31 protein-coding genes are annotated in these 25,210 nt (G+C 61.5%); 12 read left to right on the top strand and 19 right to left on the bottom strand.

Annotation, left to right across the window (positions count from 1 at the left end; translation table 11 throughout):
- Positions 1-70: 70 nt before the first annotated feature.
- The 4 genes from ACE3O2_RS10065 to rplU form a co-directional block, all read right to left on the bottom strand.
- Positions 71-817: an SIMPL domain-containing protein gene (locus ACE3O2_RS10065; protein WP_374337115.1), complete on the bottom strand. Its 747-nt coding sequence runs from the start codon at positions 815-817 to the stop codon at positions 71-73.
- A gap of 179 nt (positions 818-996) precedes the next feature.
- A complete protein-coding gene (obgE, locus tag ACE3O2_RS10060) occupies positions 997-2,118 on the bottom strand; it encodes a GTPase ObgE (RefSeq protein WP_374337113.1) in 1,122 nt (373 codons plus the stop codon).
- Between the two features lie 90 nt (positions 2,119-2,208).
- On the bottom strand, positions 2,209-2,466 hold the full coding sequence (rpmA, locus tag ACE3O2_RS10055) for a 50S ribosomal protein L27 (RefSeq protein WP_168877917.1): 258 nt from the start codon (positions 2,464-2,466) through the stop codon (positions 2,209-2,211).
- Between the two features lie 29 nt (positions 2,467-2,495).
- The gene (gene rplU / locus ACE3O2_RS10050; RefSeq protein ID WP_168877916.1) at positions 2,496-2,807 is read right to left on the bottom strand and encodes a 50S ribosomal protein L21; all 312 of its coding nucleotides are present in this window, start codon (positions 2,805-2,807) and stop codon (positions 2,496-2,498) included.
- Between the two features lie 199 nt (positions 2,808-3,006).
- Here rplU and ACE3O2_RS10045 point away from each other — a divergent pair, with 199 nt between their 5' ends.
- From ACE3O2_RS10045 to rfbD, 5 genes are read left to right on the top strand one after another with little or no spacing between them, the layout of a single operon-like run.
- A complete protein-coding gene (locus tag ACE3O2_RS10045) occupies positions 3,007-3,990 on the top strand; it encodes a polyprenyl synthetase family protein (RefSeq protein ID WP_374337111.1) in 984 nt (327 codons plus the stop codon).
- A gap of 60 nt (positions 3,991-4,050) precedes the next feature.
- Positions 4,051-5,127 (top strand): dTDP-glucose 4,6-dehydratase, encoded by a 1,077-nt coding sequence (gene rfbB / locus ACE3O2_RS10040; protein WP_374337109.1) that lies wholly within the window; start codon positions 4,051-4,053, stop codon positions 5,125-5,127.
- On the top strand, positions 5,124-5,993 hold the full coding sequence (rfbA, locus tag ACE3O2_RS10035) for a glucose-1-phosphate thymidylyltransferase RfbA (protein ID WP_374337107.1): 870 nt from the start codon (positions 5,124-5,126) through the stop codon (positions 5,991-5,993). Before rfbB ends, rfbA begins: the two co-directional genes overlap by 4 nt.
- A 1-nt stretch (position 5,994) precedes the next feature.
- Entirely contained in the window at positions 5,995-6,546 is a 552-nt protein-coding gene (gene rfbC, locus ACE3O2_RS10030) for a dTDP-4-dehydrorhamnose 3,5-epimerase (protein WP_374337105.1), read from the top strand.
- Complete coding sequence (gene rfbD / locus ACE3O2_RS10025; protein WP_374337423.1) at positions 6,546-7,418, top strand: dTDP-4-dehydrorhamnose reductase; 873 nt, start codon at positions 6,546-6,548, stop codon at positions 7,416-7,418. The genes rfbC and rfbD overlap by 1 nt, the downstream gene beginning before the upstream one ends.
- Here the strand turns inward: rfbD and ACE3O2_RS10020 are convergent.
- Genes ACE3O2_RS10020 through ACE3O2_RS09995 form a run of 6 tightly spaced genes read right to left on the bottom strand, consistent with a single transcriptional unit; the run spans position 7,410 to position 11,068 of the window.
- Positions 7,410-8,207, bottom strand: coding sequence for a substrate-binding periplasmic protein (locus tag ACE3O2_RS10020; RefSeq protein ID WP_374337103.1), 798 nt, complete (start codon positions 8,205-8,207; stop codon positions 7,410-7,412). The genes rfbD and ACE3O2_RS10020 overlap by 9 nt on opposite strands.
- A complete protein-coding gene (locus ACE3O2_RS10015) occupies positions 8,204-8,413 on the bottom strand; it encodes a zf-HC2 domain-containing protein (protein ID WP_374337101.1) in 210 nt (69 codons plus the stop codon). Before ACE3O2_RS10015 ends, ACE3O2_RS10020 begins: the two co-directional genes overlap by 4 nt.
- Complete coding sequence (locus tag ACE3O2_RS10010) at positions 8,391-8,969, bottom strand: sigma-70 family RNA polymerase sigma factor (protein ID WP_374337099.1); 579 nt, start codon at positions 8,967-8,969, stop codon at positions 8,391-8,393. The genes ACE3O2_RS10015 and ACE3O2_RS10010 overlap by 23 nt, the downstream gene beginning before the upstream one ends.
- Positions 8,970-8,983: 14 nt before the next feature.
- Positions 8,984-9,952, bottom strand: a complete 969-nt coding sequence (locus ACE3O2_RS10005; protein WP_374337097.1) for a homoserine kinase — start codon at positions 9,950-9,952, stop codon at positions 8,984-8,986.
- 28 nt (positions 9,953-9,980) lie between these two features.
- The gene (locus tag ACE3O2_RS10000) at positions 9,981-10,331 is read right to left on the bottom strand and encodes a DUF2782 domain-containing protein (protein ID WP_374337095.1); all 351 of its coding nucleotides are present in this window, start codon (positions 10,329-10,331) and stop codon (positions 9,981-9,983) included.
- Between the two features lie 8 nt (positions 10,332-10,339).
- A complete protein-coding gene (locus ACE3O2_RS09995) occupies positions 10,340-11,068 on the bottom strand; it encodes a TIGR00730 family Rossman fold protein (protein ID WP_168877907.1) in 729 nt (242 codons plus the stop codon).
- A gap of 82 nt (positions 11,069-11,150) precedes the next feature.
- On the opposite strand from ACE3O2_RS09995, the gene polA reads away from it, so the two are divergent.
- From polA to ACE3O2_RS09980, 3 genes are read left to right on the top strand one after another with little or no spacing between them, the layout of a single operon-like run.
- Complete coding sequence (gene polA / locus ACE3O2_RS09990; protein ID WP_374337092.1) at positions 11,151-13,886, top strand: DNA polymerase I; 2,736 nt, start codon at positions 11,151-11,153, stop codon at positions 13,884-13,886.
- Positions 13,887-14,291 carry an STAS/SEC14 domain-containing protein gene (locus ACE3O2_RS09985; protein WP_374337090.1) on the top strand — a complete coding sequence of 135 codons (405 nt, stop codon included), beginning with the start codon at positions 13,887-13,889 and terminating at the stop codon, positions 14,289-14,291.
- Positions 14,273-14,782, top strand: coding sequence for a GNAT family N-acetyltransferase (locus ACE3O2_RS09980; protein WP_374337088.1), 510 nt, complete (start codon positions 14,273-14,275; stop codon positions 14,780-14,782). Before ACE3O2_RS09985 ends, ACE3O2_RS09980 begins: the two co-directional genes overlap by 19 nt.
- 6 nt (positions 14,783-14,788) lie before the next feature.
- Here ACE3O2_RS09980 and ACE3O2_RS09975 read toward each other — a convergent pair whose 3' ends face one another.
- The 6 genes from ACE3O2_RS09975 to ACE3O2_RS09950 form a co-directional block, all read right to left on the bottom strand.
- Positions 14,789-15,028 carry a hypothetical protein gene (locus ACE3O2_RS09975; RefSeq protein WP_168877903.1) on the bottom strand — a complete coding sequence of 80 codons (240 nt, stop codon included), beginning with the start codon at positions 15,026-15,028 and terminating at the stop codon, positions 14,789-14,791.
- A 126-nt stretch (positions 15,029-15,154) separates the two neighbouring features.
- Complete coding sequence (locus ACE3O2_RS09970) at positions 15,155-16,141, bottom strand: serine/threonine protein kinase (protein ID WP_374337086.1); 987 nt, start codon at positions 16,139-16,141, stop codon at positions 15,155-15,157.
- An 18-nt stretch (positions 16,142-16,159) separates the two neighbouring features.
- On the bottom strand, positions 16,160-17,044 hold the full coding sequence (locus tag ACE3O2_RS09965) for a DMT family transporter (RefSeq protein WP_168877901.1): 885 nt from the start codon (positions 17,042-17,044) through the stop codon (positions 16,160-16,162).
- Entirely contained in the window at positions 17,022-17,549 is a 528-nt protein-coding gene (locus ACE3O2_RS09960; protein WP_374337084.1) for a methylated-DNA--[protein]-cysteine S-methyltransferase, read from the bottom strand. Before ACE3O2_RS09960 ends, ACE3O2_RS09965 begins: the two co-directional genes overlap by 23 nt.
- A complete protein-coding gene (locus ACE3O2_RS09955) occupies positions 17,536-18,975 on the bottom strand; it encodes an AlkA N-terminal domain-containing protein (protein WP_374337082.1) in 1,440 nt (479 codons plus the stop codon). The genes ACE3O2_RS09960 and ACE3O2_RS09955 overlap by 14 nt, the downstream gene beginning before the upstream one ends.
- Before the next feature lie 49 nt (positions 18,976-19,024).
- Entirely contained in the window at positions 19,025-19,894 is an 870-nt protein-coding gene (locus ACE3O2_RS09950; protein ID WP_374337080.1) for an alpha/beta fold hydrolase, read from the bottom strand.
- 105 nt (positions 19,895-19,999) lie between these two features.
- Between ACE3O2_RS09950 and dtd the strand changes: the two genes are divergently transcribed.
- Positions 20,000-20,452 (top strand): D-aminoacyl-tRNA deacylase, encoded by a 453-nt coding sequence (dtd, locus tag ACE3O2_RS09945; protein ID WP_374337077.1) that lies wholly within the window; start codon positions 20,000-20,002, stop codon positions 20,450-20,452.
- A 4-nt stretch (positions 20,453-20,456) separates the two neighbouring features.
- Here dtd and ACE3O2_RS09940 read toward each other — a convergent pair whose 3' ends face one another.
- Complete coding sequence (locus ACE3O2_RS09940; RefSeq protein ID WP_374337075.1) at positions 20,457-20,942, bottom strand: Lrp/AsnC family transcriptional regulator; 486 nt, start codon at positions 20,940-20,942, stop codon at positions 20,457-20,459.
- A 180-nt stretch (positions 20,943-21,122) separates the two neighbouring features.
- On the opposite strand from ACE3O2_RS09940, the gene ACE3O2_RS09935 reads away from it, so the two are divergent.
- A complete protein-coding gene (locus ACE3O2_RS09935; protein ID WP_374337073.1) occupies positions 21,123-22,139 on the top strand; it encodes a 1-aminocyclopropane-1-carboxylate deaminase in 1,017 nt (338 codons plus the stop codon).
- 7 nt (positions 22,140-22,146) lie between these two features.
- On the opposite strand, the gene ACE3O2_RS09930 is transcribed toward ACE3O2_RS09935, so the two are convergent.
- The gene (locus tag ACE3O2_RS09930; RefSeq protein ID WP_168877894.1) at positions 22,147-22,593 is read right to left on the bottom strand and encodes a GNAT family N-acetyltransferase; all 447 of its coding nucleotides are present in this window, start codon (positions 22,591-22,593) and stop codon (positions 22,147-22,149) included.
- 255 nt (positions 22,594-22,848) lie between these two features.
- Between ACE3O2_RS09930 and ACE3O2_RS09925 the strand changes: the two genes are divergently transcribed.
- Together ACE3O2_RS09925 and ACE3O2_RS09920 are read left to right on the top strand one after the other, a co-directional pair.
- Positions 22,849-23,754 (top strand): EamA family transporter, encoded by a 906-nt coding sequence (locus tag ACE3O2_RS09925; RefSeq protein WP_374337070.1) that lies wholly within the window; start codon positions 22,849-22,851, stop codon positions 23,752-23,754.
- 9 nt (positions 23,755-23,763) lie between these two features.
- A complete protein-coding gene (locus tag ACE3O2_RS09920) occupies positions 23,764-24,744 on the top strand; it encodes a GlxA family transcriptional regulator (protein ID WP_374337068.1) in 981 nt (326 codons plus the stop codon).
- Positions 24,745-24,818: 74 nt separating this feature from the next.
- Here ACE3O2_RS09920 and ACE3O2_RS09915 read toward each other — a convergent pair whose 3' ends face one another.
- Complete coding sequence (locus tag ACE3O2_RS09915) at positions 24,819-24,968, bottom strand: hypothetical protein (protein WP_168877892.1); 150 nt, start codon at positions 24,966-24,968, stop codon at positions 24,819-24,821.
- Positions 24,969-25,210 lie beyond the last annotated feature (242 nt).

Here is a 25,210-nt window from a genome sequence, read left to right as displayed (position 1 = left end):
TTATACTGCTTGCGGCCCAGAATTGCCCGCTTGTCATGGCGGGCCGAGAGGAGAGGTGGATGAAGCGAAATCAGTTCAGGTTATAGCGCACGGTCACTACCACGCGGGCCAGTTTGTTGATGGTGGATTTGTCGTAGACGCCACCATAGTCGTCACTGTTGTCGTTCTGACCGTTGGCGGGCAGGATGTAAAACGCACCCTGTGAGGCCGAGCGCATGCTGCCGACCGTTACATTGCCGTGGCGGGCAAACTCTTGTGCGCGGCTGCTGGCATTGTCGGTGGCGGCACCGATCAGCGACATCTTGACCTGCTCCAGATTGCTGACCAGATAGGCTGCCGGCTCATGGCTGACCGGCAAGCCGGCTTCCTGCAGCTGCAATACATCGTGTTCGGTACGGGCAATGCGCTGTACATCCTTGCTGTGCAGGGTGTAGCTCTGCCGGGCGAGGTAGTAGTCCAGCTGCTCGGTCTGCCGACCTTCGTCGTCCTTTTTGTAGACCGGCTCAAAGCTTTCGTTATCCACTTCGATATCCGGCTTCTGAAACTGGTGCTGCTGGATGAACTGCTCCAGCTGCGGGCGCTGTTTGCGCAGAGCCGCCAGTGCTTCCGGCAGGGTGGCGCCTTGTCCCGACAGGGTGAGCGCCAGCTCGCCATGATCGGCGGTCACCGGTTTCTCGGCCAAGCCCTTGACCTCGATGCTCTGCTGGCCGGTGGTGGCCGCCTGCCGGGCTTGATAGCCCAGGATGAAGGCCGCACTGGCCATGCCAATGGCCAAGGTTACACCCAGTCCAGTCAGGTGAAAGCGGTTCGGGGTCATGCAGGGCTCCAATATCACTACTGAGCAGTGTAGGGGCTGGGTGCTGTCATGCCAAAGGAATGTATGGGGAATGGCGTGAAGGAATCTTCACGCGCCACTGGGACGCTTGCTCAGTGTGGTTCTGCGAGTAAACCCAGCAATGAAAAACCCGCCAGCAGGCGGGTTTTCAGGTGTCAGGCTCAGCTCTTGGTCGGGTCCCACGGCTCCGGCTCTACCGGGGCTGCTTCGCCTTCAGCAGCCTGGTGCTGTGGCCGGGTCGCTTCCAGGTAGTCCATGATGGCAAAGGTCAGTTCACGGGTGCCTTCGCCAGTGAGGCCGGAAATGACAAAGTGGCGGGCGGCCTGTGGGTCAAAAGCGGCCAGCGGGTCCGGGTTGGCGGGCCACTCGAAGCGGGTGAGGAAGTCGGCTACTTTGGCGTCACGCTCATCTTCCGCGATCATGTCCAGCTTGTTCAGGACCAGCCAGCGTGGCTTCTGGTACAGCGCTTCATCGTATTTGCGCAGTTCTTCCACGATGGCACGGGCTTCCTGCACCGGGTCGATGCTCTCATCGAACGGGGCGAGGTCGACCAGATGCAGCAGCACGCCGGTGCGGGCCAGATGCTTGAGGAAGCGATGCCCCAGCCCGGCCCCTTCGGCGGCACCTTCAATCAGGCCCGGAATATCGGCCATCACGAAGCTGCGGTCGTGGTCGATGCGCACCACACCCAGATTGGGGTGCAGCGTGGTAAATGGGTAGTCGGCCACCTTGGGCTGTGCCGCAGAGACGGCGCGGATGAAGGTGGACTTGCCGGCGTTGGGCATGCCCAGCAGCCCCACATCGGCCAGCACCTTCAGCTCCAGCATCAGCTCCCGTTGCTCGCCTTCCTCACCATGGGTGAACTGGCGTGGGGCACGGTTGGTGGAGGACTTGAAATGCAGGTTGCCCAGTCCCCCCTTGCCGCCGCGGGCCAGCACCACTTCCTGACCATGGTGGGTCAGATCGGCCACCAGATCGCCGGTTTCGCGATCAGAAATGACCGTGCCGATCGGCATGCGCAGATAGACATCTTCCGCGCTCTTGCCGTAGCAATCGGCGCCACGGCCATTTTCACCGTTGCGGGCACGGTAGTGTTTGACGAAGCGATAGTCGACCAGGGTGTTGACGTTTTCATCCGCCACCACAATGATGCTGCCGCCGCGACCGCCGTCGCCGCCGTCCGGGCCGCCGCGCGGCACGAACTTTTCACGGCGCATGCTGGCGGAGCCGTTGCCGCCTTTGCCGGCCTGGACTTCGATACGGGCTTCGTCAATGAATTTCATGTTGTTCCTGCTTGCCTGGCTGCCTGTGGCAGCATAGGAAGAAAAAAAGCCCTATTCAAGCGAATAGGGCTTTGCGGTGCGAGGCTCGGATCAGGCCGGAACCACGGTCACCGTCTTGCGCTTCAGCGGACCCTTGGTCACGAAAGCCACACGACCGTCCACCTTGGCGAACAGGGTGTGGTCCTTGCCCATGCCGACGTTTTCGCCAGCGTGGAACTGGGTGCCGCGCTGGCGGATGATGATGCTGCCAGCGGAAATCAGTTCGCCGCCGTAGGCCTTGGTGCCCAGACGCTTGGAATGCGAGTCGCGGCCGTTGCGCGAGCTACCGCCTGCTTTTTTGTGTGCCATGAGAGTTTACTCCTGTGCTGACCGTCTGCTTAGCCGTTGATGGCGGTGATTTGCAGTTCGGTGTAGTTCTGACGATGGCCTTGACGCTTCTGGTAGTGCTTACGACGGCGCATCTTGAAGATGCGAACCTTGTCGTGACGACCTTGGGACAGCACGGTGGCCTTCACCGAGGCACCAGCAATCAGCGGCGTACCGACCGCTACCTTCTCGCCATCGGCGATCAGCAACACTTCTTCGAGTACGATTTCGCTGTTGATGTCTGCCGGTATCTGTTCTACTTTGAGTTTTTCGCCAATGGCAACTTTGTACTGTTTGCCACCGGTTTTTACGACCGCGTACATAAACGAGCTCCAGTTCTGGATTCTTCAAATTAAGCTATTCCACGCCCGGCAATGCGGCTGCCAGAATGTGGAACGCGACATTTTTCCTGAAAGTCACTGATTTGTCAACGGTTTTTATGGGTGCGCCGTGGGTGCGCTGCCAGATGGGCCGTTTTGCGGTACACTGGCGCGCAAACCCTCAGACTGATTGGCTTGTGTTGTGATTGCCCAACCGATTTCCTTCCAGACCTTGCGCGCGAGTTTCGCGGCTGACATGCAGGCGGTGGATGCCTGCATCCGCTCCCACCTTGGTTCCGAGGTGGTGTTGGTCAACCAGGTGGCCGAATACATTATTGGCAATGGTGGCAAACGCCTGCGTCCCTTGCTGACCTTGATGACGGCCCGTGCCTGCCAGTACCCGGGGCAGTATCACCATGTGCTGGCTGCCGTAGTGGAGCTGATCCACACCGCCACCTTGCTGCACGATGACGTGGTGGATGAGTCCGGTCTGCGCCGTGGCAAACAGACGGCCAATGCCATGTTCGGCAATGCCGCTGCCGTACTGGTGGGGGACTTCCTGTACTCGCGCAGTTTCCAGATGATGGTGACCGTCGGCCAGATGCGGGTGCAGGAAATCCTGGCGGATGCCACCAACCTGATCGCCGAAGGCGAAGTGTTGCAGTTGATGAATATCGGAAACACCGATATTGATGTGCCGGACTACTTGCGGGTCATCCAGTACAAGACGGCCAAGCTGTTCGAGGCGGCTGCCCGTCTGGGTGCGGTGCTCGCCGGGGTGTCGGTGGAGCAGGAGGAGAGCCTGGCGCGCTACGGCATGCACCTGGGTACTGCGTTTCAGATCATCGACGACGTACTGGATTACTCGGGTGATGCGCAGACCATCGGCAAGAACGCCGGAGACGATCTGGCCGAAGGCAAGCTGACCCTGCCGGTGATTTACGCGCTGCGCCGTGCGCCGGAAGCGGAATTGCCGGGGTTGAAAGCCGCGATCGTGGCGGGCGACTTGGGCATCATGCCTCGCTTGCTGGAGCTGATGCAGGAGACCGGTGCGGTGGCCAGCGCGCGGGAGGTGGCCATGGGTGAGGTCGAAGCCGCCATTGCCTGCCTGCAGGGAGTGCCGGACAGCGAAACCCGAGATCAGCTGCGGCAGCTGGCGCTGTTGTCCATTGAGCGGGACGCCTGATACCGCACCTTGTGATGGTGCGTTGTGTGTGACCGTAGAATCCATGATTGAGGAGACGCTGTGTCACGTCGCCCCTGGCTAGTCACCGGCGGAGCCGGTTTCATCGGTTCCAATTTCACCCTGTATGCGCGGCAAGTACTGGGCCAGCCGGTGGTGGTGCTGGACAAGCTCACCTATGCGGGCAACCTGTCCAGTTTAGACCCCTTGCGCGGCGATCCTGACTTTACCTTTGTGCAGGGCGATATTGGTGATGCCGCGTTGCTGGCCGACTTGTTCCGCACGCATCGACCTGCTGCCATTGTGCACTTCGCTGCTGAAAGCCATGTTGATCGCTCCCTGCTGGGGCCACGCGACTTTATCGACACCAATATCGTCGGGACTTTCACCTTGCTGGAAGCCGCACGGCAATACCAGCAGACGCTGCCACCGGAAGGTCATGCCGTATTTCGCTTTCTGCATGTTTCGACCGATGAAGTGTACGGTTCGCTGACGCCTGAGGCGGCTGCCTTCCATGAGCGTACGCCCTACGCACCCAATAGCCCCTATTCGGCCTCCAAGGCCGCCAGTGACCATCTGGTGCGAGCCTGGCATCACAGCTATGGTCTGCCGGTACTGACCACCAATTGCTCCAACAACTATGGACCGCTGCAGTTCCCGGAAAAGCTGATCCCGCTCATGCTGTGCAAGGCGCTGGCAGGTGAGGCGCTGCCGGTTTATGGTGATGGGCTGAACGTACGCGACTGGCTGTATGTGCTGGACCATTGCAAAGGCATTGCGCGGGTGCTGTCACAAGGGCAACTGGGGGAAACCTACTGCATCGGCGGCTGTAATGAGCAGACCAATCTGTCGGTGGTCGAGACCCTGTGCCAGCTGCTGGATGAACGTCGTCCGCGGGCGGATGGGCTATCCTATCGACAGCAGATTCAGTTTGTGGCGGACCGCCCGGGCCACGACCGCCGCTATGCCATTGACGCCAGTCGTATGCGGGACGAGCTGGGCTGGCAGCCGGAAGAAACCTTCAAGACCGGGCTGGCCAAAACAGTGGACTGGTACCTGGCCAATGAGGCTTGGCTGCAGCGGGTGCAAAGTGGCGCTTACCGCCAATGGCTGCAAACCCAATATGGAGATCAGGCATGAAAGGCATCATCCTTGCGGGGGGCTCCGGTACCCGGCTGTATCCGGCCACGCTGTCGGTATCCAAGCAACTGCTGCCCATCTATGACAAGCCGATGATTTACTACCCGCTCAGCACGCTGCTGCTGGCGGGGATCCGCGACATCCTGATCATCTCCACCCCACAAGACACGCCCCGCTTTGAGGCACTGCTGGGCGACGGTAGTCAATGGGGTGTTCGATTCAGCTACTGTGTACAGCCCTCACCCGATGGTTTGGCACAAGCCTTCATCCTGGGAGCGGATTTTGTCGGGCAGGAGCCTTCGGCACTGGTGCTGGGTGACAACATCTTCTACGGCGCAGATTTGGCGGTGCAACTGCAGTACGCCGCACAAAAAACCGAGGGTGCAACCGTGTTTGCCTATGCCGTGAATGACCCGGAGCGCTATGGGGTGGTCGAATTTGACGCGCAAGGGCAGGCGGTCAGTATTGAAGAAAAACCGGCACAGCCCAAGTCACGCTATGCGGTAACCGGCCTGTACTTCTACGATGCCCAAGTGGTTGAAATGGCACGGTGCCTGAAACCTTCCGCACGAGGCGAGCTGGAAATCACCGATCTGAATCGACTTTACCTGCAGCAGGGGCAGCTGGAAGTGGCCAGCATGGGGCGGGGTTACGCCTGGCTGGATACCGGCACGCATGAGTCCATGCTGGAAGCCTCCCAATTCATTGCCACCATCGAAAAGCGTACTGGCCAGAAGGTCGCCTGCCCGGAAGAAATTGCCTGGCGCATGGGCTATATCGATGACGCGCAGGTGGTGCGGCTGGCACAGCCGCTGAAAAAGACCGGCTATGGGCAGTATTTGCTGGATCTGGTCGGGGCGGTGTGACATGCAGCTGATTCCGACCCGCTTGCCTGATGTATACATTCTGGAGCCACGCGTATTTGGCGATGCACGCGGTTTCTTTATGGAGAGTTTTCACCAGCAGCGTTTTGAAGCGGCGACCGGTTTTAGCGGTGCCTTTGTGCAGGATAACCATTCCCGTTCCAGCCGGGGGGTGCTACGCGGCTTGCATTATCAGCTCCCGCCCTTTGCGCAGGGTAAGCTGGTGCGGGTGACGTCTGGTTGCGTGTTCGATGTGGCGGTAGACTTGCGGCGTGATTCTCCCGCCTATGGGCAATGGGTGGGGGTGGAGCTGAGTGCAGAGAACCATCGACAACTGTGGATCCCACCCGGTTTTGCGCATGGTTTTCTGGTGCTCTCCGAAACGGTGGATTTCCTCTACAAAGCCACGGCCTACTACGCACCCGAGCATGAAGGTTATATCCGCTGGGATGACCCAACCCTGGCGATTGATTGGCCACTGGAAGGGCTGACGCCGTTGTTGTCTGGCAAAGATCTCGATGCGCCCACTTGGGCGGAGGCAAAGCCGTGGCCGTGATGACTGCCGACATCCTGCTGACCGGGGTGACTGGGCAGGTGGGCTTTGAATTGGCGCGTACCCTGTCGACCCTCGGCAAGGTCTGGGCACCGACGCGCACGGAGCTGGATCTGCTGGATCCTATTGCGGTGGCGGCGGCGGTTCGAGGGTGCCAGCCACGCTGGATTGTGAATGCGGCGGCTTATACCGCCGTAGACAAGGCGGAAACCGAGCGAGAGTTATCTCAGCGGCTCAACACCGCCTTGCCGGGTGAGCTGGCCCGCCTGGCTCGTGAACTGGGCTGTGGCTTGGTGCATTTCTCCACCGACTACGTGTTTGCGGGTGAGGGCGAGCAGGTCTACCGGGAAACCGACCCCTGTCAGCCACTCAATGCCTATGGCGCGGACAAACACGCCGGTGAGCAGGCCATTCTGGCCAGTGGCGCGGCAGCGCTGATCTTTCGCACCAGCTGGGTGTATGGCAACCGGGGGCGCAACTTCATGTTGACCATGCTGCGTTTGGCCGCGGAAAAACCCGAGCTGGCGGTGGTGGCAGACCAGGTCGGTGCACCGACCTGGAGCCGCCATATAGCGGAGGCTGTGGCGCAAGTGCTGGTGCAGGTGTCGCCGACGACCCTGGGTGAGCGTGCAGGCATCTACCATCTGGTCAATGGCGGGGAAACCAGCTGGTGTGGTTTCGCCTCGGCCATCATGGCACAGTCCGGGTTCAGTACGCCGGTACGGCCGATCACCAGTCAAGACTTCCCCTCACCGGCCCGCCGGCCCGCCAATTCGCGGTTGAGCTGCGACAAGCTGGCTGAGGTATTCTCGATACGTTTGCCGGATTGGCAAACCGGTCTGCAACAATGCTTGCAGGCGCGCGGGTCAGCGTAGTTGAGGCTGGGCATCCGGTGCGATGTCCGGCTGCTTCTTCGGATCACTGACGTTATTGACCAGCTGTTGCACACGCGGGTACTTGAGGATCTGCCGCAGCGCCGTCTCCAGTTCAGCACGGCGGGTAAACCAGGGTGAGTTGCGCGACAGGCTGATCTGGCGTGGAGCGGAGGATTCCATGGCGTAGGGTGCCCGCACCAGTTTGCCATGAAACTCCGGGGTGCTGAGCAGGTAATCCCCTTGTGCAGAGGGCACGGCAACCACGTCCAGCCGACCAAACACCAGCTTGCGGAAATTGTTGTAGGCACTGCCGGTGGTGTCCTTGCACAGGCTGGTGTCGTTATCAAAGGCGCTGGAGAACTGGCTGCCCAGCACCACGCCGATACAACGCCCTTTCAGATCGCTCAGCTGCCGGATCGGCTGCGTGTCATCACGGCGCTGATAGAAGGCGGTATTGCTGCCCCAGGCAAACGGCGGGGTCAGGAAATAGAGGAATTGCTCCCGCTCGGGGGTGGCACGCAAACCGATGGAGACATCGGCTTCACCAATTTCCAGCAGTTTCAGACAGCGCATCAGCGGGCATTCCTGAATCTGCAGCGGGATCTGCATTTCCCGCCCCAGCTCCCGGATCAGGTCGATATAAGGTCCCGCAGGTCGGCCATGCACATCGGTGTAGCGTAGTGGCGGCATGACGCTGTAAACCAGCACCAGAGGCCGTGCGCTCAGCCACAAGGGGCTCAGCAGCAACACACCCAGGCAGAGCCGGGCGCAGAGGGACCGCAGCGTCATGATTCCGGCGGTTGCCGGTCTTGGTCCGGCAAGTGGTGGGAGAAGGTACGCAGGTGCCCTAGCTGTTGCCGGAAGTTGCGGCAGCTGCTGCACAGCCCCAGATGCCAGCGCAGCCAGAAACGTTCCCCCAGACCCAGCGGCTGGTCGAGCGAGCGGGATAGTAATTCAGTGGCCTTGCGGCAGCTACGCGGTTCGGGCTTCACCATCAAACCATTTCTCATTCAGACAGGTACGCAACCCCATGCGGGCCCGGTATAACAGCACTGAACAATTGGTCGCTGTCACCTCCAGCGCCTTACAGATTTCTGCAATCTCCAGCCCCATGACCTCGCGCATCATGAAGGCCTGCGCAGTTTTGACCGGCAGCCGCTGCTGACACCATTCAAACAACTGCCAGAACTGGCTGTTGCTCAGCGCGTGCTCGGGCTTGCTCCAGTCAGACACATTGGGGGTCGCCCAATGGCCGCGCTCATCAAACAAGGTTTCCAGCTCGCCCAGCCCCTCTTGCGCCAGCTGCTGCTCTTCACTGGCCAGCGGTTCGCGGCTGCGGGCCCGGATCACGTCAATGATCTTGAACTTGAGGATGCCGGTTAACCAGGTTTTGAGGCTGGATTTACCGGCAAAACCGGATTTCTGCTCAACGGCGGCCAGCAGGGTTTCCTGGGTGACATCCTCCGCCTGATCCGGATCGCGTAGCTGTAACAGGGCGTAGCGATACAGATAATCGCGGTGCTGTTGCAGTTCGATCAGAAAGTCGGCCATGTGGAGCGGGTTCCTCAAACCGGCAAGGGCGGGGTTTCCCGCACATGCTGGGCCAGAATGCGATGGAAATGCCGTGGGTCTTTCGGCTGGTTCATCTCAGCCGGACGCGGCAGGAAGTAATCGTACAGCCGGGACAACCAGAATCGCAAGGCGGCTGCACGCAGCATCATCGGCCAGGCTTCGGCTTCGGCGGCAGTAAAGGGCCGGGTGGCGTGATAGTGCTGCAAGAAGGCTTGCAGGCGGGCGGTATCAAACCGGTAATCATTACCCATGCACCAGTCGTTGACGGTGATGGCCACATCGTAGAGCAGCAGGTCGGTGCAGGCAAAATAGAAGTCGATCACCCCGCTGACGGTATCGCCGACGAACAGAATGTTGTCGCGGAACAGATCGGCATGGATTGCCCCCGTGGGTAATTCGCTGCGGTCAAAGGTGGCTTGCAGGGCGACCTCGTTCTCCATCAGCCCTTGTTCGGCAGGGGTCAGGAAGCGGGACACCGCAATGGCGGTGCGGATACGCCAGGCATTGCCATGGGTATTCTCGCGTTGCTGCGGGTAGGCTTGCCCCGCCAGATGCATGCGGGCGAGCAAGCCGCCCACCTGCGCACATTGCGCCACATTGGGCCGCTCGGTCCAGTCGCCATCCAGTCGCACCACCAGTGCGGCTGGTTTGCCATTGAGCTCACCCAGATACTGCCCGTTGCGATCCCGTATCGGAGCGGGGGAAGGCAGGCCTTGCTGAGACAGGAACTCCATCAGCTCCAGATTGTAGGGCAACTGCTCGGCTTTCAGGTTTTCGAACAGGGTCAGCACAAAGTGGGTCTGATCGGGCCAGTTGCCGGAGCGATCTCCCTCGGTAGTGACAAAGAAATTGCTGTTGTCGATGCCGGCCAGAATGCCCTTCAGCTCCCGCAGGGGCCCCAGGGTGTAGGCGCGCAGCCAGTCGGATAGTTCAGCTTCGCTGACAGGGGTAAAAACAGACATAAGGATTCAGGCTCGGATAAAGGGTGGATCAGAATTCCATCACCACCCAGCGGGGGATTTGCAGATTAACATCAACACGGTCACGGCGCTGGAATTGCCCGCTGCCTTTGTCGTCGACCAGGTAATAGCTGTTGCTGCCGTTGGCCGGGGTAATCTTGATCATGTAGAGCCGACCCCGGATGCGGAATTGCTCTTCCCTGACGTCGCCTTTCTGGACGACTGTCACTTCGGGCTCATTGTCCGGATCAATATTGACCAGCGGAGGGGGCACATCCGGCAGCGGCTGCAAGCCGGGCGGCAAGGGCTCAGCGGCGTGCACGGCAGGTCCTGCCAGTTGCAGGAACAGGCCTAAGCTGGCCGCGATCAGGGTAGTGCGCATGCCCGCCCTCACAGTGAAAAAGTCGAGGCCCGCTCGGCCAGGGTTTGGCCCCGGCTGCGCGCTTCGTAATGGTTGAAGACGATGTCGACCACTTCTTGCGGGTCGTCAGTAACTTTGACCAGATCCATGTCTTCCGGGTTGATCATTTTCTCGCCCACCAGCGTACTCTGGAACCAGTCCAGCAAGCCTTGCCAGAAACTGCGGCCCACCAGGATCACCGGAATCTTCTTGGCCTTGCCGGTCTGGATCAGGGTCAGCGCTTCGGAGAGTTCGTCCAGCGTGCCAAAGCCACCCGGCATCACCACGTAGGCGGTGGCGTGCTTGACGAACATCACCTTGCGGGCAAAGAAGAACTTGAAGTTGACGCTGACATCCTGATACGGATTACCCCCCTGCTCATGGGGTAGCAGGATGTTGAGGCCAATCGAGGGCGAGGTGCCGGCGAAAGCACCCTTGTTGGCCGCCTCCATGATACCGGGGCCGCCACCGGAGATGACCGCAAAGCCGGAATCCGACAGGCGGCGTGCGATGTCCTCCGTCAGCTGGTAATACGGGTGCTCCGGCTTGGTGCGGGCGGAGCCAAAAATGCTGACGGCAGGCAGCACCTTGGTCAGCTGCTCGATGCCGTCCACAAATTCGGACATGATTTCCATCAGCCGCCATGATTCTTTGGCGGAGTAGGGCTTGTTCTGCGCGCGCGGATCGACTACCTTCGGTAGCTTGTCCCTCAAACTCATTGGCAACCTCCAAATCCGTTCTGGGCGGGCCTGTTCAGGTCCGCGGGGTGAGGTGGCCGCATGCCGGAAAGTCTCGAACCCCATGAAAAAGCTGGTACTGGTCGACGGTTCATCCTATCTCTACCGCGCCTTTTATGCCTTGCCCGATCTGCGGGCCAGCAGCGGCTTGCCGACCGGTGCCATCAAGGGCGTGGTAAGCATGCTGCGTCGCTTGCTGAAAGAACAGCCGGCTGATTATACCGTTGTGGTGTTCGACGCAAAAGGCAAGACTTTCCGCGATGACCTCTATTCGGAGTATAAGGCGCATCGGCCACCGATGCCGGACCAGATGCGACCGCAGGTCGAGCCTTTGTACGACATTATCCGCGCCATGGGCTTGCCGCTGATTGTAGAGCCAGGAGTCGAAGCCGACGATGTGATCGGTACCCTGGCGCAGCGGGCCGCCGCAGAAGGCATGCAGGTGGTGGTGTCTACCGGCGACAAGGACATGGCGCAGCTAGTGACCTCGCATATCACCCTGGTCAATACCATGACCGAGGAGATGCTGGACCACGACGGCGTGATCGGCAAGTTTGGCGTCCCGCCCGATCGCATCATCGACTACCTCACCCTGATTGGCGACAGTGTCGACAATGTACCCGGTGTGCCCAAGTGTGGCCCCAAAACCGCGGTCAAATGGCTGAGCGAGTATGGCGATCTGGCGACCCTGATGTCTCGTGCGGATGAGATTGGCGGGGTGGTCGGGCAGAACCTGCGCGACAGCCTGCAATGGCTGCCCTTGGGGCGGCAACTGATCACCATCAAATGCGATGTGGCCTTGCCGCCCGGCTGGGATGCGCTGCAACCACAACCCAAGGATGTGGCCGCCTTGCAGGCTTTGTTCCAGCTGTGCGAATTCAAGAGCTGGGTGCGCGAGCTGGACAGTGAAGCTTCTGCCGCCAGCCCACTGGTGGGCGCAGCCGTTGAGGCGGCTGCAGTGGCGACGGCAGCCATTGCGGCTCCGGCGGAGTGTCAGTACGACTGCATCACCGAGCTCGGGCAGTTGCAACGCTGGCTGCAACGCCTGCAAGCAGCCCCCATGGTGGCGCTGGATACCGAAACCACGGGTCTGGACGGCATGACCGCCCGCATGGTCGGCATCTCGTTCTCGGTGCAGGCGGGCGAAGCCGCCTATCTGCCGCTGGCACATGACTATCCGGGCGCCCCTCAGCAATTGCCCATGGACGAGGTGCTGGCCCTGCTGAAGCCCTGGCTGGAGGACCCGGCGTCACCCAAGGTGGGGCAAAACCTCAAGTACGACCGCCACATCTTTGCCAACCATGGCATCACCCTGCGTGGTGTGGTGGACGACAGCATGTTGCAATCCTACGTGCTGGCCAGCAATGAGCCACACAATATGGACGATCTGGCCAGCAAATACCTGGACCTCACCACCATCAAGTACGAAGACATTTGCGGCAAAGGCGCCAAGCAGATTCCGTTTGCGCAGGTCAGCGTGGAAGATGCCACCCGCTATGCGGCCGAAGATGCGGATGTGACCCTGCGGCTGGTGCAACAGTTTCAGCCTGAGCTGCAGCGGCAAGCCTCGCTGGATTATGTATATCGCCAGCTGGAGCTGCCGGTGGCTGAGATCCTGTTCCGCATGGAGCGTCATGGCGTGTTGCTGGACCCGGCGCTGCTGCAACGGCAAAGCCACGAGCTGGGCCAGCGCCTGCTGCAACTGGAGCAACAGGCGTATGAACTGGCCGGACAACCGTTCAATCTGAACTCGCCCAAGCAGTTGCAGGAAATCCTGTTTGGCAAGCTGGGCATCCCGACCAAAGACGTGAAGAAAACCGCCAGCGGCGGCTTCTCCACCGACGAAGAAGTGCTGCAGAAACTGGCGCTGGATTACCCCTTACCCAAGCTGCTGCTGGAAAACCGCAGCCTGTCCAAGCTCAAGTCCACCTACACCGACAAGCTGCCTTTGATGGTCAACCCGCAGACCGGACGGGTACATACCAACTATGCGCAAGCGGTGGCGGTGACCGGGCGGCTGGCCAGCAACGACCCCAACTTGCAGAACATCCCGGTGCGTACCGCCGAAGGGCGGCGTATCCGCGAGGCCTTCATTGCGCCAGCCGGCCATGTGCTGATGAGTGCGGACTATTCGCAAATCGAGCTGCGCATCATGGCGCACCTGTCGGAAGATCCCGGCCTGCTGCGTGCGTTTGCCGAGGGCCTGGACGTGCATCGGGCAACCGCAGCAGAAGTGTTTGGCACTAGCCCTGAGGCGGTATCGTCCGACCAGCGCCGTTACGCCAAGACCATCAACTTCGGCTTGATCTATGGCATGTCCGCCTTCGGCTTGGCCAGCCAGCTGGAAATCGACCGTGGCACGGCACAAGGTTTTATCGACCGTTACTTTCAGCGCTATCCAGGGGTGAAGGACTATATGGAGCGCACCCGCAGCCAGGCGCGCGAGCAAGGCTATGTCGAGACCGTGTTCGGTCGCCGTCTGTGGCTGCCGGAAATTCAGGCCGCCAACCCAATGCGCCGGCAGGGTGCGGAGCGCGCAGCCATCAATGCGCCGATGCAAGGCACGGCGGCAGACCTGATCAAGCTGGCGATGATTGCGGTGGACCGCTGGTTGAGCGAGCAGCAGTTGGCAAGCCGTCTGGTGATGCAGGTACACGATGAGCTGGTGCTGGAAGTGCCGGATGCTGAGGTCGCGCGCGTGCAGCAGACGCTGCCGCAGCTGATGGCCGATGTGGCCAGCTTGCGGGTGCCGCTGCTGGCGGAAGTAGGCCTGGGCCCCAGCTGGGAGGCGGCGCATTGAATGCAGTCTGATCAGGATATCCAGACCTGCCGGGATGACACCGGCCAGCCCTTGTTGCGGTATCAGCAGCAAGCGGGCTGGCTGCAGGTGACCATGCTGGCCGAATCCACCTTGCCGCACACCCAGAACATGATGCAGGTGTTCTATCACGTGCTGGACAAGCTGGACCCGGATCGGGTCCGGGTGGATAACCGGCAGTTGAGAGGGCGATTGTCGCTGGCGGACAGCTATGTGTTGCTGCACAGCCTGCCCTTGCCGCGCCGCCGCCGGCGGATGGCGGTGGTGGAAGATCCGGCCTGGGCGGAGCAGGTGCGTTTCATGGAAACGGCGGTCCGCAATGCCGGGGGAATGCTGCGCTACTTCTATGATGAGGAACAGGCCTTGCAATGGCTGCTGAGCGAATGAGCCCGCCGGGCAGGGTGCGACGGGCCACATGGGCCGATTTGCCGGTGATTTGCCAGCTGGGTGCCGTGTTGCAAGCACAGCACCATCAGGCGGCACCCGAATTGTTCACCGCGGTGACGGACCCGATGCGGGATGCCGAGTTCTGGCAGCTTCGGCTACAGCGGCAGGAGGCGGGGGAGGGGGCATTCTGGCTGTGGCAGGTGGATGGCCAAGTGGTGGCCTTACTGGTAGCACGCTTGCTGGATGAACGCAGCATGCCGCACCTGCAGCCGATGCTGGCATGCCAGATCCAGAGCGTGGCGGTGTTGCTGCCATGGCAAGGGCAGGGCATCGGCCATGCTTTGCTGCAACAGGTCGATGACTGGGCACGTGAGCAAGGCGCACAGGAAATGCGGCTGGACGTATTCCAGTTCAACCAGCATGCCATCGGGCTTTACCAGCGATGTGGCTACCAATCCCGCCTGCAGCACATGAGCAAGCGCCTGGCCTGAGCCCCGTCAACGCAGCTGGGCCAGCGTCTGCAAGGTATCGCGATTAGGGCAGAAGGGTTCCAGCGTTTGGTCTACGCGGTCGTGCGCCAGATCGTCCACACATTGTTGCCCTTGTGGGCAGGCGCGACACTGCTCGCCGAGGTGTTGCATTAACTGGGGCTGGCTCTGAGCCAGCTCGGCAGCGGGAAGCCCTAGCAGTTCCAGGGTGGCTTCCAGCGGGGCGGGGGTATCGGGTGTCACACTCATGACGCACTCCTCGGGTTATGACGAGCAGTGTGCGCATCCTGGCGGACAGGGGGCTTGATGCGGATCAAACCAACGCGTTCTGACCACGGCGGGCGGGCAATGGCTCGACTGGGTGGGGCGGGATGCTTACACCACCAGCGGACCTTCCTGCATCGCCGCGATTTGTTCGCGCAACTCCAGAATGCGCTCTTCCCAGTAGCGCTGGGTATTGAACCAGGGGAAGGCGGCAGGGAAGGCGGGGTCGTGCCAGCGCTGGGCCAGCCAGGCGCTGTAGTGGATCAGGCGCAGGGTGCGCAGCGCTTCCAGCAGATGCAGTTCCGCCGGGTCGAATTCACAGAAGTCTTCATACCCGGCCAGCACGTCCAGCAGCTGTGATTGCATCTGGGCACGGTCGCCCGAGAGCAGCATCCACAGGTCCTGCAGCGCAGGGCCCATGCGGCTGTCGTCAAAATCGACAAAGTGCGGTCCGGCATCGGTCCACAGCACATTCCCGGCGTGGCAGTCGCCATGCAGGCGCAGCAGGGTGAGGTCACCGGCGCGGGCATAACAAGCGGCTACGCCTTCCAGCGCCTGATCGACCACGCTCCGCCACGGCTGGAGCAATTCGGGGGGCAACTCGGCATGCTGCAGCAGGCTGTCCCGCGCCTGATGACCAAAGCTGTCGAGGTCCAGCCGCGGGCGGTGCTGGTAGGGCTGCAGACGCCCCAGCGCATGGATGCGCCCCAGAAAGCGGCCCATCCAGACCAGGGTGTCGGGCTGGTCCAGCTCCGGCGCACGGCCGCCACGTCGCGGGAACAGGGCAAAGCGGAAGCCTTCAAACGCATGCAGCGTGCGGCCTTGCAGCAGGAGTGGCGCGACCACCGGGATTTCCTGTTCGGCCAGTTGCTGGCTGAAGGCGTGCTCTTCCAGGATGGCGTCGTCGCTCCAGCGTGCCGGGCGGTAGAATTTGGCCACTAGCGGCGGACCTTCTTCCATGCCAATCTGGTAGACGCGATTCTCGAAACTGTTCAGCGCCAGCTGGTGGCCGCTACAACGCAGGCCCAGGCTTTCGACTGCATCCAGTACCCGGTCCGGGGTCAGGTCCGCATAAGGCGGCAGCAAGGTGTCATTCATGCCGCCATTGTACGCAGATTAACGAGGGCTTGCCGGTCTGGCCCGAGGCAGCACGCCAGTAGCCAGTGCCACCCCGAGCAGGATCACCAGCCCGCCCAGCAGCATGCGCAGCGTCACCGTCTCATGCAGCAACAGATAGCCCCACAGGATGCCAAACAACGGAATCAGGTAGGTGACGGCCAAGGCGCGCGCTACCCCGACCTGACTCAGCAGGCGAAAATAAAGGATGTAGGCAATACCGGTACAACCCACGCCCAGCATCACCACCTGCCCCCACTGCGCTGTGCTGGCGTGAACTGCTGGCCACTGCCAGAGTGCCAGCGGCAGCAGGCAGAGTGCGGCGCCCAACTGGCTGCCACAGGCCACCGCCAATGGGCGGACACCCGCCAGCTGACGTTTGACCAAGTGTGAGGCCAAGCCGTAGCAGAAGGTGGCCGCCAGCCCGGCTACCACTGCCAGCCCGCTGCCACCGGGCTTGAACGACACTTTATCCCACACCAGCAAGGCCACGCCGGAAAAGCCGACCAGCAATCCCAGCAAGCGACTGCGCGCCAGTGGCTCCTGCCACAGCAGGTAGCCGAGCAGCGCGCCCCACATCGGTGCCGTGGCATTTAACACCGCAGCAAACCCAGCAGTCAGTGACAGGGTGGCGTAGGCCAGCAGCACGAAGGGGATGGCGGTATTAATCAGCCCAGCCAGTAGCAGACGGAACGGATGCTGCCGTAGCGCGCTGCCACCGCCCTGCATCAGCAGCAAGGGCAGCAGGAACAGGCTGGCGATGCAAACCCGCAAGGTAATCAGCGCAATGGGGCCAAACAGTGGCGCGGTGGCGCGCATGAACAAAAATGATGCCCCCCATAAAGCGGCCAGCAGGAACAGGTCAATCAGGCTGCGCAGTGGCATGGTGTGTCCTCAGGGTGGTGTGTTCCAGTTGCAGCAGGGCTTGCTTGCGAGGCAGTCCCCCGGCGTAGCCAGTGAGCTGCCCCTGCTTGCTGAGCAGACGATGGCAAGGAATGAGCAGCGATAAAGGGTTTTGCCCGGTGGCATGGCCCAGCGCACGTGCAGCGGTGGGGCGACCGAGTGCGGCGGCCAGTTCGCCATAGCTGCAGGTGTGTCCATACGGGATGCGGGCAATGCCTTGCCACACCCGGTGCTGAAACGGGGTGCCAAGCGGGTCCAGCGGTAGCGTGAACTGCTGCAGCTCGCCCGCAAAATATGCCGTCAGCTGTTGCTGTGTTTCGTGCAGAAGCGCATGCCCCGGCGTAGTGGCGAAGGCGTTGGCATCGGCCGGAAAATAGCGCTGTCCGATGAACCATACACCGCGTAGCCCCTGCGCACTGCAGCGCAGCAGCATCTCGCCCAAGGGGCTGGGCCACACGCATTGCCAGATCGTTTCAGTGGTCTGCATGGCGGTGCCACAGGTGCATGACGGCGTAAGCACGCCACGGTCGCCAGGCTTGGCTGATTTGCTCCGTCTGGCGGGCGTCGCGGCAGCCCAATGCTTGGTACAGGCCGACATCGGCCGCCGGAAAAGCATCTGGCCAGCTCAAGGCGCGCATGGCGATGTACTGCGCAGTCCACGGCCCGATGCCGGGAATGGCTTGCAATTGCTGCAGGGTACGCGGCAGGTCGCCGCCGGGGCGCAGCAGTAATTGCCCATTCGCCACCTGTTCCGCCAGCGCGATCAGGCAGGCACTGCGCCGCCGCAGGATGCCCAGCTCACCCAGTACCTCGGGTGCGGTGGCGGCCACCGTGGCCGCGCTGGGGAACAGGTGGGTTACCGGCCCGGCATCCGGCAGTGGGTCGCCGAGACGGGCCACCAGCCGGGTGACCAAGGTACGCGCGGCTTTCACCATCACCTGCTGGCCGAGGATGGCACGCACCGCCAGTTCAAACCCATCAAAACTGCCCGGCACTCGCATGCCGGGCTGGTTTTCGGCCAGCGTGCCGAGCACGGCATCAATCTCGTCCGGGTTGCAACACAGATCGAACAGCTGACGGACCCGAATCAATACCGGCGGGATGGCGCGCGCCAGCCCGGGCCCCAGTTGCAGCAGCAGGCTGGGGCGGCCTGGCATGGGCTGCACCTGCAGCCAGCCTTGGTGTGTCTGCCCTTGGTATTCCAACCGTACACTGCGACGGTAGACCTCTCCCTCCCAATGTTCGACACCGGGAATGCAGCGGTGGGACAGAAAGTCCCGCAGGGTGGCCCAGTCATAGGGCGGGCGGTAGCTGAGCTCAAAGCGCAATGGCGCGTCCGGTGCAGTATCTTGTACCGGCTGCTGTCGCAAGTCGCTGGGCGCCATGCGGTAGCAGCTGCGAAACAGGCTGTTGAAGCGCGACAGGCTGCCAAAGCCACTGGCCAGAGCCACCTCGGTGACCGGCAGCGTGCTGTCGGTCAACAGGCGCTTGGCCAGCAGCAGGCGTTGGGTCTGGGCGTAGGCATTGGGACTAACGCCGTACTCTTCCTGAAACACCCGCCGCAGGTGACGATCACTCACCCCCAGTTGTGCCGCCAGCTCGGGCAGGCGCATCTGGCTCAGATCACCCGCCTCGATCCGGCGGGCGGTGAGGATGGCAAGCCGGGCGGCACTGTCCATCGTTGATTTGCCGGGTGCCAGCTCCGGGCGGCAGCGACGGCAGGGGCGAAAACCAGCGGCCTCTGCCGCTGCCGCACTGGGATAAAAACGGCAGTTAGCCAGCTTGGGCGTTTTCACCCGGCACACCGGGCGACAGTACACCCGGGTGGAGGTGACGCCTATGTAGAACTGGCCATCAAAGCGATGGTCGTGGCTCAACAGGGCGTGATAGCAGTGGTCAGGATCGAGCAGCATGAGCCCATTATGCGCGTGCCTGCCGCGCCCCGCTCACTGTTTTCGGACATCAAACCGGCACAGGGGTGTGCTGCAGGAAATGCTGGACCACACCGATCTGGGCGGCATCGTGAAACATCGGCGCATGCCCCACTCCGGCGATTTCCGCCGCTTCGGCCCGGGGGCCACATGCCTGCATGTGTTGCACCGTCTCACGGCTCAGCAAGTCCGATTCGGCACCACGGATCACCAGTGTCGGGCAGTGAATCTGCTCATATAGTGGCCACAGTGGAATATCGTTGCCGCCCACCAGCGCCTGAAAGCTCTCTGCCAGTTTGGGATCGTAGCGCATCACAAAGCCGCCCTGCGGATGAGGGCGCACGCTGCTGAGGGTGAAATCACGCCACTGCGCATCACTGAGTGCGCCAAAGGGGGTCGAGACGCGCCGGATATGCGCTTCGGCGGCAGCGAGGTCCGGAAACACCGGCTCTTTGCCAATGTATTCGGCAATACGGTTGATAGACACGGCGGAGATCAAGGGGCCGACATCGTTGAGCATCAGCCGGGCAATCGGGTTACCCGGCAGGCTGGCGAGCGCCATGCCGATCAGCCCGCCCATTGACGTCCCCAGCCAGTCCACCCGCTCGACCCCCAGCCGGGCAATCACCGTCACCAGGTCGGCCACATACTGCGGCACCGCATACAGGCTGGCTTCGGGCAACCAGTCGCTCAGCCCACGTCCGGCAACATCCACACTGACTACCCGGTAATCCGCACTCAGGGCCTCGGCCAGATAGCGGAAATCCAGCCCGTTGCGGGTGACCCCGTGCACACACAGCAACACGCGCGGGTTGGCCGGGTCGCCCCACTCGTAGTAATGCACACGGTGCAGGCCGCCAGGCTGGCTACACAGCACAAAGGCTTCTCGAGGCGCATTCATGGGCCAGCTCCAGCGGCAGGGAATGCTTCATTCTAGCAGCTGCTGGCCAGCGCGTAGCCTGTACGGCCAGCGTGGTAGCATGGGGCTTTTGCCGGGAGCATGGCGGTGCGGGTGACATTACAGCGGGTGAAGCAGGCGGCAGTCAGCGTGGAAGGTGAAGTGGTCGGGGCGATTGGCATGGGCTACCTGCTGCTGGTCGGGGTCACCGCGGATGACCAGCCAGACGACATCGACTGGTTGACCCAGAAGCTGGTCAACCTGCGGCTGTTTTCAGATGCAGAGGGGGTGATGAACCGCTCCGCACTGGAAGTCGGCGGCCAGATGCTGGCGGTGAGCCAGTTCACCCTGTATGCATCGGTCAAGAAAGGCAATCGGCCGTCCTGGAGCCGCGCCGCGCCACCGGAGGTGTCCCGTCCGCTGTTTGATGCCTTTGTCCGCACCCTTTCCGAACGGCTGGGCCGTCCGGTTCCGACTGGGGTGTTTGGCGCCGACATGCAGGTATCGTTGCAAAACGACGGCCCGGTCACCCTGTGGCTGGATTCCCGCCAGCGCGAGTAGGGGCTTACAGCGGCAGCTGGGTGGTGGACAGCACCTGCTTGAGCACGATGAAGGAGCGGATCTGCCGTACGCCGGGCAAGTGCAGCAGCTGTTCGGCGTGCAGGCGGTTGAAGCTGTCGTTGTCGCGGGTGCGGATCAGCATGAAGTAGTCGAATTCACCGGTGGTGACGTGGCATTCCATGCAGCCAGAGACCTTGACCACCGCTTTTTCAAACTCGGTAAACGACTCTGGCGTGGAGCGGTCCAGTACCACGCCGATCATCACCAGCATGCCCGCATCCAGCGCCTTGGCATCCAGCAGGGCAACCACGCCACGGATCAGCCCGCTTTGTTTCAGGCGCTCTACCCGCCGCAGACAAGCGGGCGGGCTGAGGTTGACGCGCTGCGCCAGCTCCACGTTGGAGAGTGATGCATCTCGTTGCAGGTGGCGCAGAATGGCGCGGTCGATACGGTCCAGCGGCGTGGTAGTGGGTTTGGCAGGGTTTGTCATTAATTTTATTCTGCTTTTTAGTGAATTGTAAGAATATTAATAATTCAAATTATTTTTTGATGTTTCATTGTTTTGCAGGTGTGGATTTTTTTGCAATGTAGTGCTTTTTGGCTTTGCTTACAATGGTTTGGTCACCGCAGCGAACCCTGCGGTACCTGATAACCCTTTGGAGGCAAGCTGATGAACCTGTCCGCATTTCCACGTTACCCGCTTACGTTCGGGCCATCACCGATTCACCCGCTGCAGCGCTTGAGCCAGCACTTGGGCGGGGCGGTGTCGTTGTATGCCAAGCGTGAGGATTGCAACAGCGGGCTGGCGTTTGGTGGCAACAAGACGCGCAAGCTGGAGTACCTGATCCCGCAGGCCTTGGCCGAGGGGTGCGATACGCTGGTGTCGATTGGTGGCATTCAGTCCAACCAGACCCGGCAAGTCGCCGCTGTGGCAGCGCATCTGGGCATGAAGTGTGTGCTGGTGCAGGAGAAATGGGTGAACTATGCCGAGCTGGGCTATGACCAGGTGGGCAACATTCAGCTCTCCCGCATTCTGGGGGCGGACGTGCGGCTGGATCCGGCGGGCTTCGATATCGGCATCCGGCCCAGCTGGGAGCGTGCCATGCAGGAAGTGCGCGAGGCAGGGGGCAAGCCGTTCCCGATTCCGGCGGGGTGCTCCGAGCATCCCCTGGGTGGGCTGGGGTTTGTGGGCTTTGCGGAAGAGGTGCGGGCGCAAGAGGCCGCGCTGGGCTTCCAGTTTGATTACATTGTGGTGTGCTCGGTGACCGGCAGCACCCAGGCCGGCATGGTGGTGGGTTTTGCGGCAGATGGTCGTGCCCGGCGCGTGATCGGGATTGATGCCTCAGCCACCCCGGACAAGACCCATGCGCAGATTTTGCGGATTGCCCAGCAAACTGCGGATCGGGTTGCGCTCGGTGTACCGATTACGGCGGAAGATGTGGTGCTGGACCCGCGCTTTGCCGGGCCGGAATATGGCCTGCCCAGCGAGGGTACACTGGAGGCCATCCGGTTGTGTGCGCGCCTCGAAGGCATGCTGACCGACCCGGTGTATGAGGGTAAATCCATGCAGGGCCTGATCGGCTTGGTGCGAGAAGGCTTCTTCCCGGCGGGTTCACGGGTGCTGTATGCCCACCTGGGCGGGGTGCCTGCGCTGAACGCCTACAGTGAGCTGTTCCGTCAGGGCTGAGCGCGGGTTAATGCAGCAAGCGGAAGGGGCGCTGGTAATGGATATCCCACTCCCCTTCGCCAATCTGTTCAAAGCCATGCTGCCGGTAGAAGCGGTTGGCGTCACTGCCGCGTAGTGCATCCACCCGCACGGTGACCTGAGCCTGGTCTGCTTCCTGTAGCAACTGTCGCAGCAGGTGGCTGCCAATGCCGCAGCCCTGGGCGCTGGGATCAAGGTAGAGTTGTTCCAATGCCCACGGGTCCTGGCTGCGATCTACGGTGATCAGGCCTATGCAGCTGCCTTCCAGCTCAATGCGCAGGGTGCGGGCCGGTGAAAAGGCCTGACGAAAGCGCTCGCGGGCGCGCTGTGGGTCAAAGCGGCCAAGGGCCTCCAGGCTGGGGCGCAGGGCACGAATGCGCAGGGCCAGCAGGGTTTCAAAGTCACTGTCTTGTGCCGGGAGGAGCTGCAGCTGCATGACGGTTACTCCTTCTGCGCGCATGCGTTGGCTTGATTTGTCCGCACGCTGGCGGTTACGGCTATGGCGATGGCCGTCCGCTTGCCTCACCATCTGCTTACCCGGATCAACCAGGGCAACGGGCCGTGTCGGGGCACAGTAGCAAACTGTCTGTCGATTGTGCCGGTACAGTGCAGATGAATTTGCCAGCCGCTGTTCCTGTTGTGCAAGCCGGGCTGACATGCACAGTATGGTACAAACGAAGGGTGGTGAAAAGTGCGTACACGGGATATCGGGCTGGCGGGTTTGATCGTGCTGGTCTGGGGTGTCAATTTTGCAGTCATCAAGGCCGGGCTGCACGGGGTGCCGCCTTTGCTGCTGGGCGCATTGCGCTTTGTACTGGCGGCGTTGCCGGTGCTGTTTGTGCCGCGTCCGAAATTGCCCTGGCGCTTGTATATCCTGTATGGGCTGACCATTTCCGTGGGGCAGTTCGGCTTCCTGTTTTCCGCCATTCATGTCGGCATGCCAACGGGACTGGCTTCGGTGGTGCTGCAATCGCAGGCCTTCTTTACCCTGCTGCTGTCCCTGCTGTGGCTGGGTGAGCGCTGGCGTACAAGCCAGCTGCTGGGCTTGTTGCTGGCGGCGGGCGGGCTGGCGCTGATCGGCATGGCGCACGGTCTGGGCATGCCGCTGCTGGGTTTCCTGTTTACCCTGTGTGCGGCCAGCATGTGGGCCTGCGGCAATATTGTCACCCGGCAGGTGGCCAAGCATGGCCCCGTCAACATGTTTGCCTTTGTGGTCTGGGCCAGCCTGATACCGCCGCTGCCCTTCCTCGGCTTGTCGCTGGCGATTGAAGGCCCAGAGGCGATCCGGACGGCCCTGACCGGATTTTCCTGGCCTTCGCTGCTCGCCGTGGCCTATCTGGCTTGGGTGGCCACCTTGCTGGGCTATGGTTTGTGGAGTCGCTTGCTGGCGCGCTATCCCGCCAACCAGGTGGCACCGTTCAGTTTGCTGGTGCCGGTGGTGGGACTGATTACGGCGTGGGTGGTGTACCGCGAGCAGTTGAATGGCCAGCAATGGGGTGGGGTGGTGTTGCTGATGGCGGGCCTGCTGGTCAATTTGCAGGGCGCGCGTTTGTGGAGCCTGCTGCGTGGTCAGCCGGCGCCGGCAAGAACGGGATAGGAGGACAACGTGGCAGACGGGCGTACGATGGGCAGGGTGCCGGTGTATTTTGTGCTGACACCGCAATTCATGATGCTGGACATGGCAGGGCCTGCGGAGGCGTTTCGTGTGGCCTGTGCCAAGGGGGCGCCATTCGACCTGCATTGGGTAGCCCCCAGTGAGCAAGTATCCTCCTCGCTGGGTTTGCCGGTGGCTGGGGTGTCCCCGCTGCCATCGTATCTGCCGGAGCAAGCGCTGGTGATGCTGTGCGGCGTGACCCAGTCCATCGTTAATTACGCGCTGCCCGAGGCGCAGCAGGTGGTGAACTGGCTGCGATCCACTGTGGGTTCGCGGCATCAGGTGGCCAGCATCTGCTCGGCTGCATTGTTGCTGGCGCGTGCAGGTCTGCTCAATGGCCGCCGCTGTACCACCCACTTTACGTTGCTGGAACGGCTGCGCCTGCAGGCACCGCTGGCCAGGGTGGAAGATGACCGTATCTTTGTTGAAGATGGCCCTATCCTGACCAGCGCCGGCGTGACGGCGGGGATCGATCTGGCGCTGTACCTGATTGAGCAGCATGCCGGACCTGAGATTGCGCAGGCGGTCGCGCGGCACTTGGTGGTCTATTTGCGGCGCAGCGGGCAGGACCCGCAGTTGTCGCCTTGGCTTGCACACCGTAACCACATGCACCCTGCGGTACACAAGATACAGGATGTGATCAGTGGCAAGCCGGATCGTCACTGGTCCCTGCCTGAGTTGGCGGAGCAGGTGCACATGAGTGTGCGTAACCTGACCCGGTTGTTCCGGCAGCACGCCGGGGTGGGGGTGGTGGACTACCAGCAGCAGATTCGGGTTACGTTTGCCCGGCAGCTGCTGGAAAATCCGCGCCACTCGGTGGAGAAGGTGGCGGAGTTGGCGGGCTTTGGTTCAGCACGGGATTTTCGGCGGGTATGGGCCAAGTTTGACCCGGTGCCGCCGGGGCAACGACGCCAGCAGCTGGAAGCGGCGTGACGATGTCGCCATCCGGAAAAAACAGGCCCGCCATCTGGCGGGCTTTTTGCTGGATCAGGCGCGCCGAGCGGCGTTCAGTCCTGACTCAGCCAGCGACGCTTCGGATTGCTGAGGAACAGCGGGCTCAGTTCCTGCTCCGGTTCCGGTGCAGGGGCCGGGTTCAGTTCTTCGTTCAGACGGTTGCGCATCAGCATATAGGCTGCAAGCAGGCCAAGGTCTGTCATGGTGTTGCTCCTTTCGTCATGCACCTCATGAGTGCAGAGCTAATGTAGCAAAATTTGTTGTGCAATGCAATATGTTTAGGTGGCTAATTTTTGTATTTTGGTGTGGATAGTAGCAGAGAATTTTTATTTTATTGTTATTTTTCAATTGATTGTTTGTATCTCGGTTGTTTTTATTATTTTATTATTACGCTAACAAAGTAATTAAACTACCAAAAAACAGTCTGGGCGTGCATGGTGCCCGC

It is taken from the genome of Leeia sp. (genome assembly GCF_041909055.1).
Taxonomy (GTDB): domain Bacteria; phylum Pseudomonadota; class Gammaproteobacteria; order Burkholderiales; family Leeiaceae; genus Leeia; species Leeia aquatica.
This window is presented reverse-complemented; position numbering and strand designations above follow the sequence as displayed.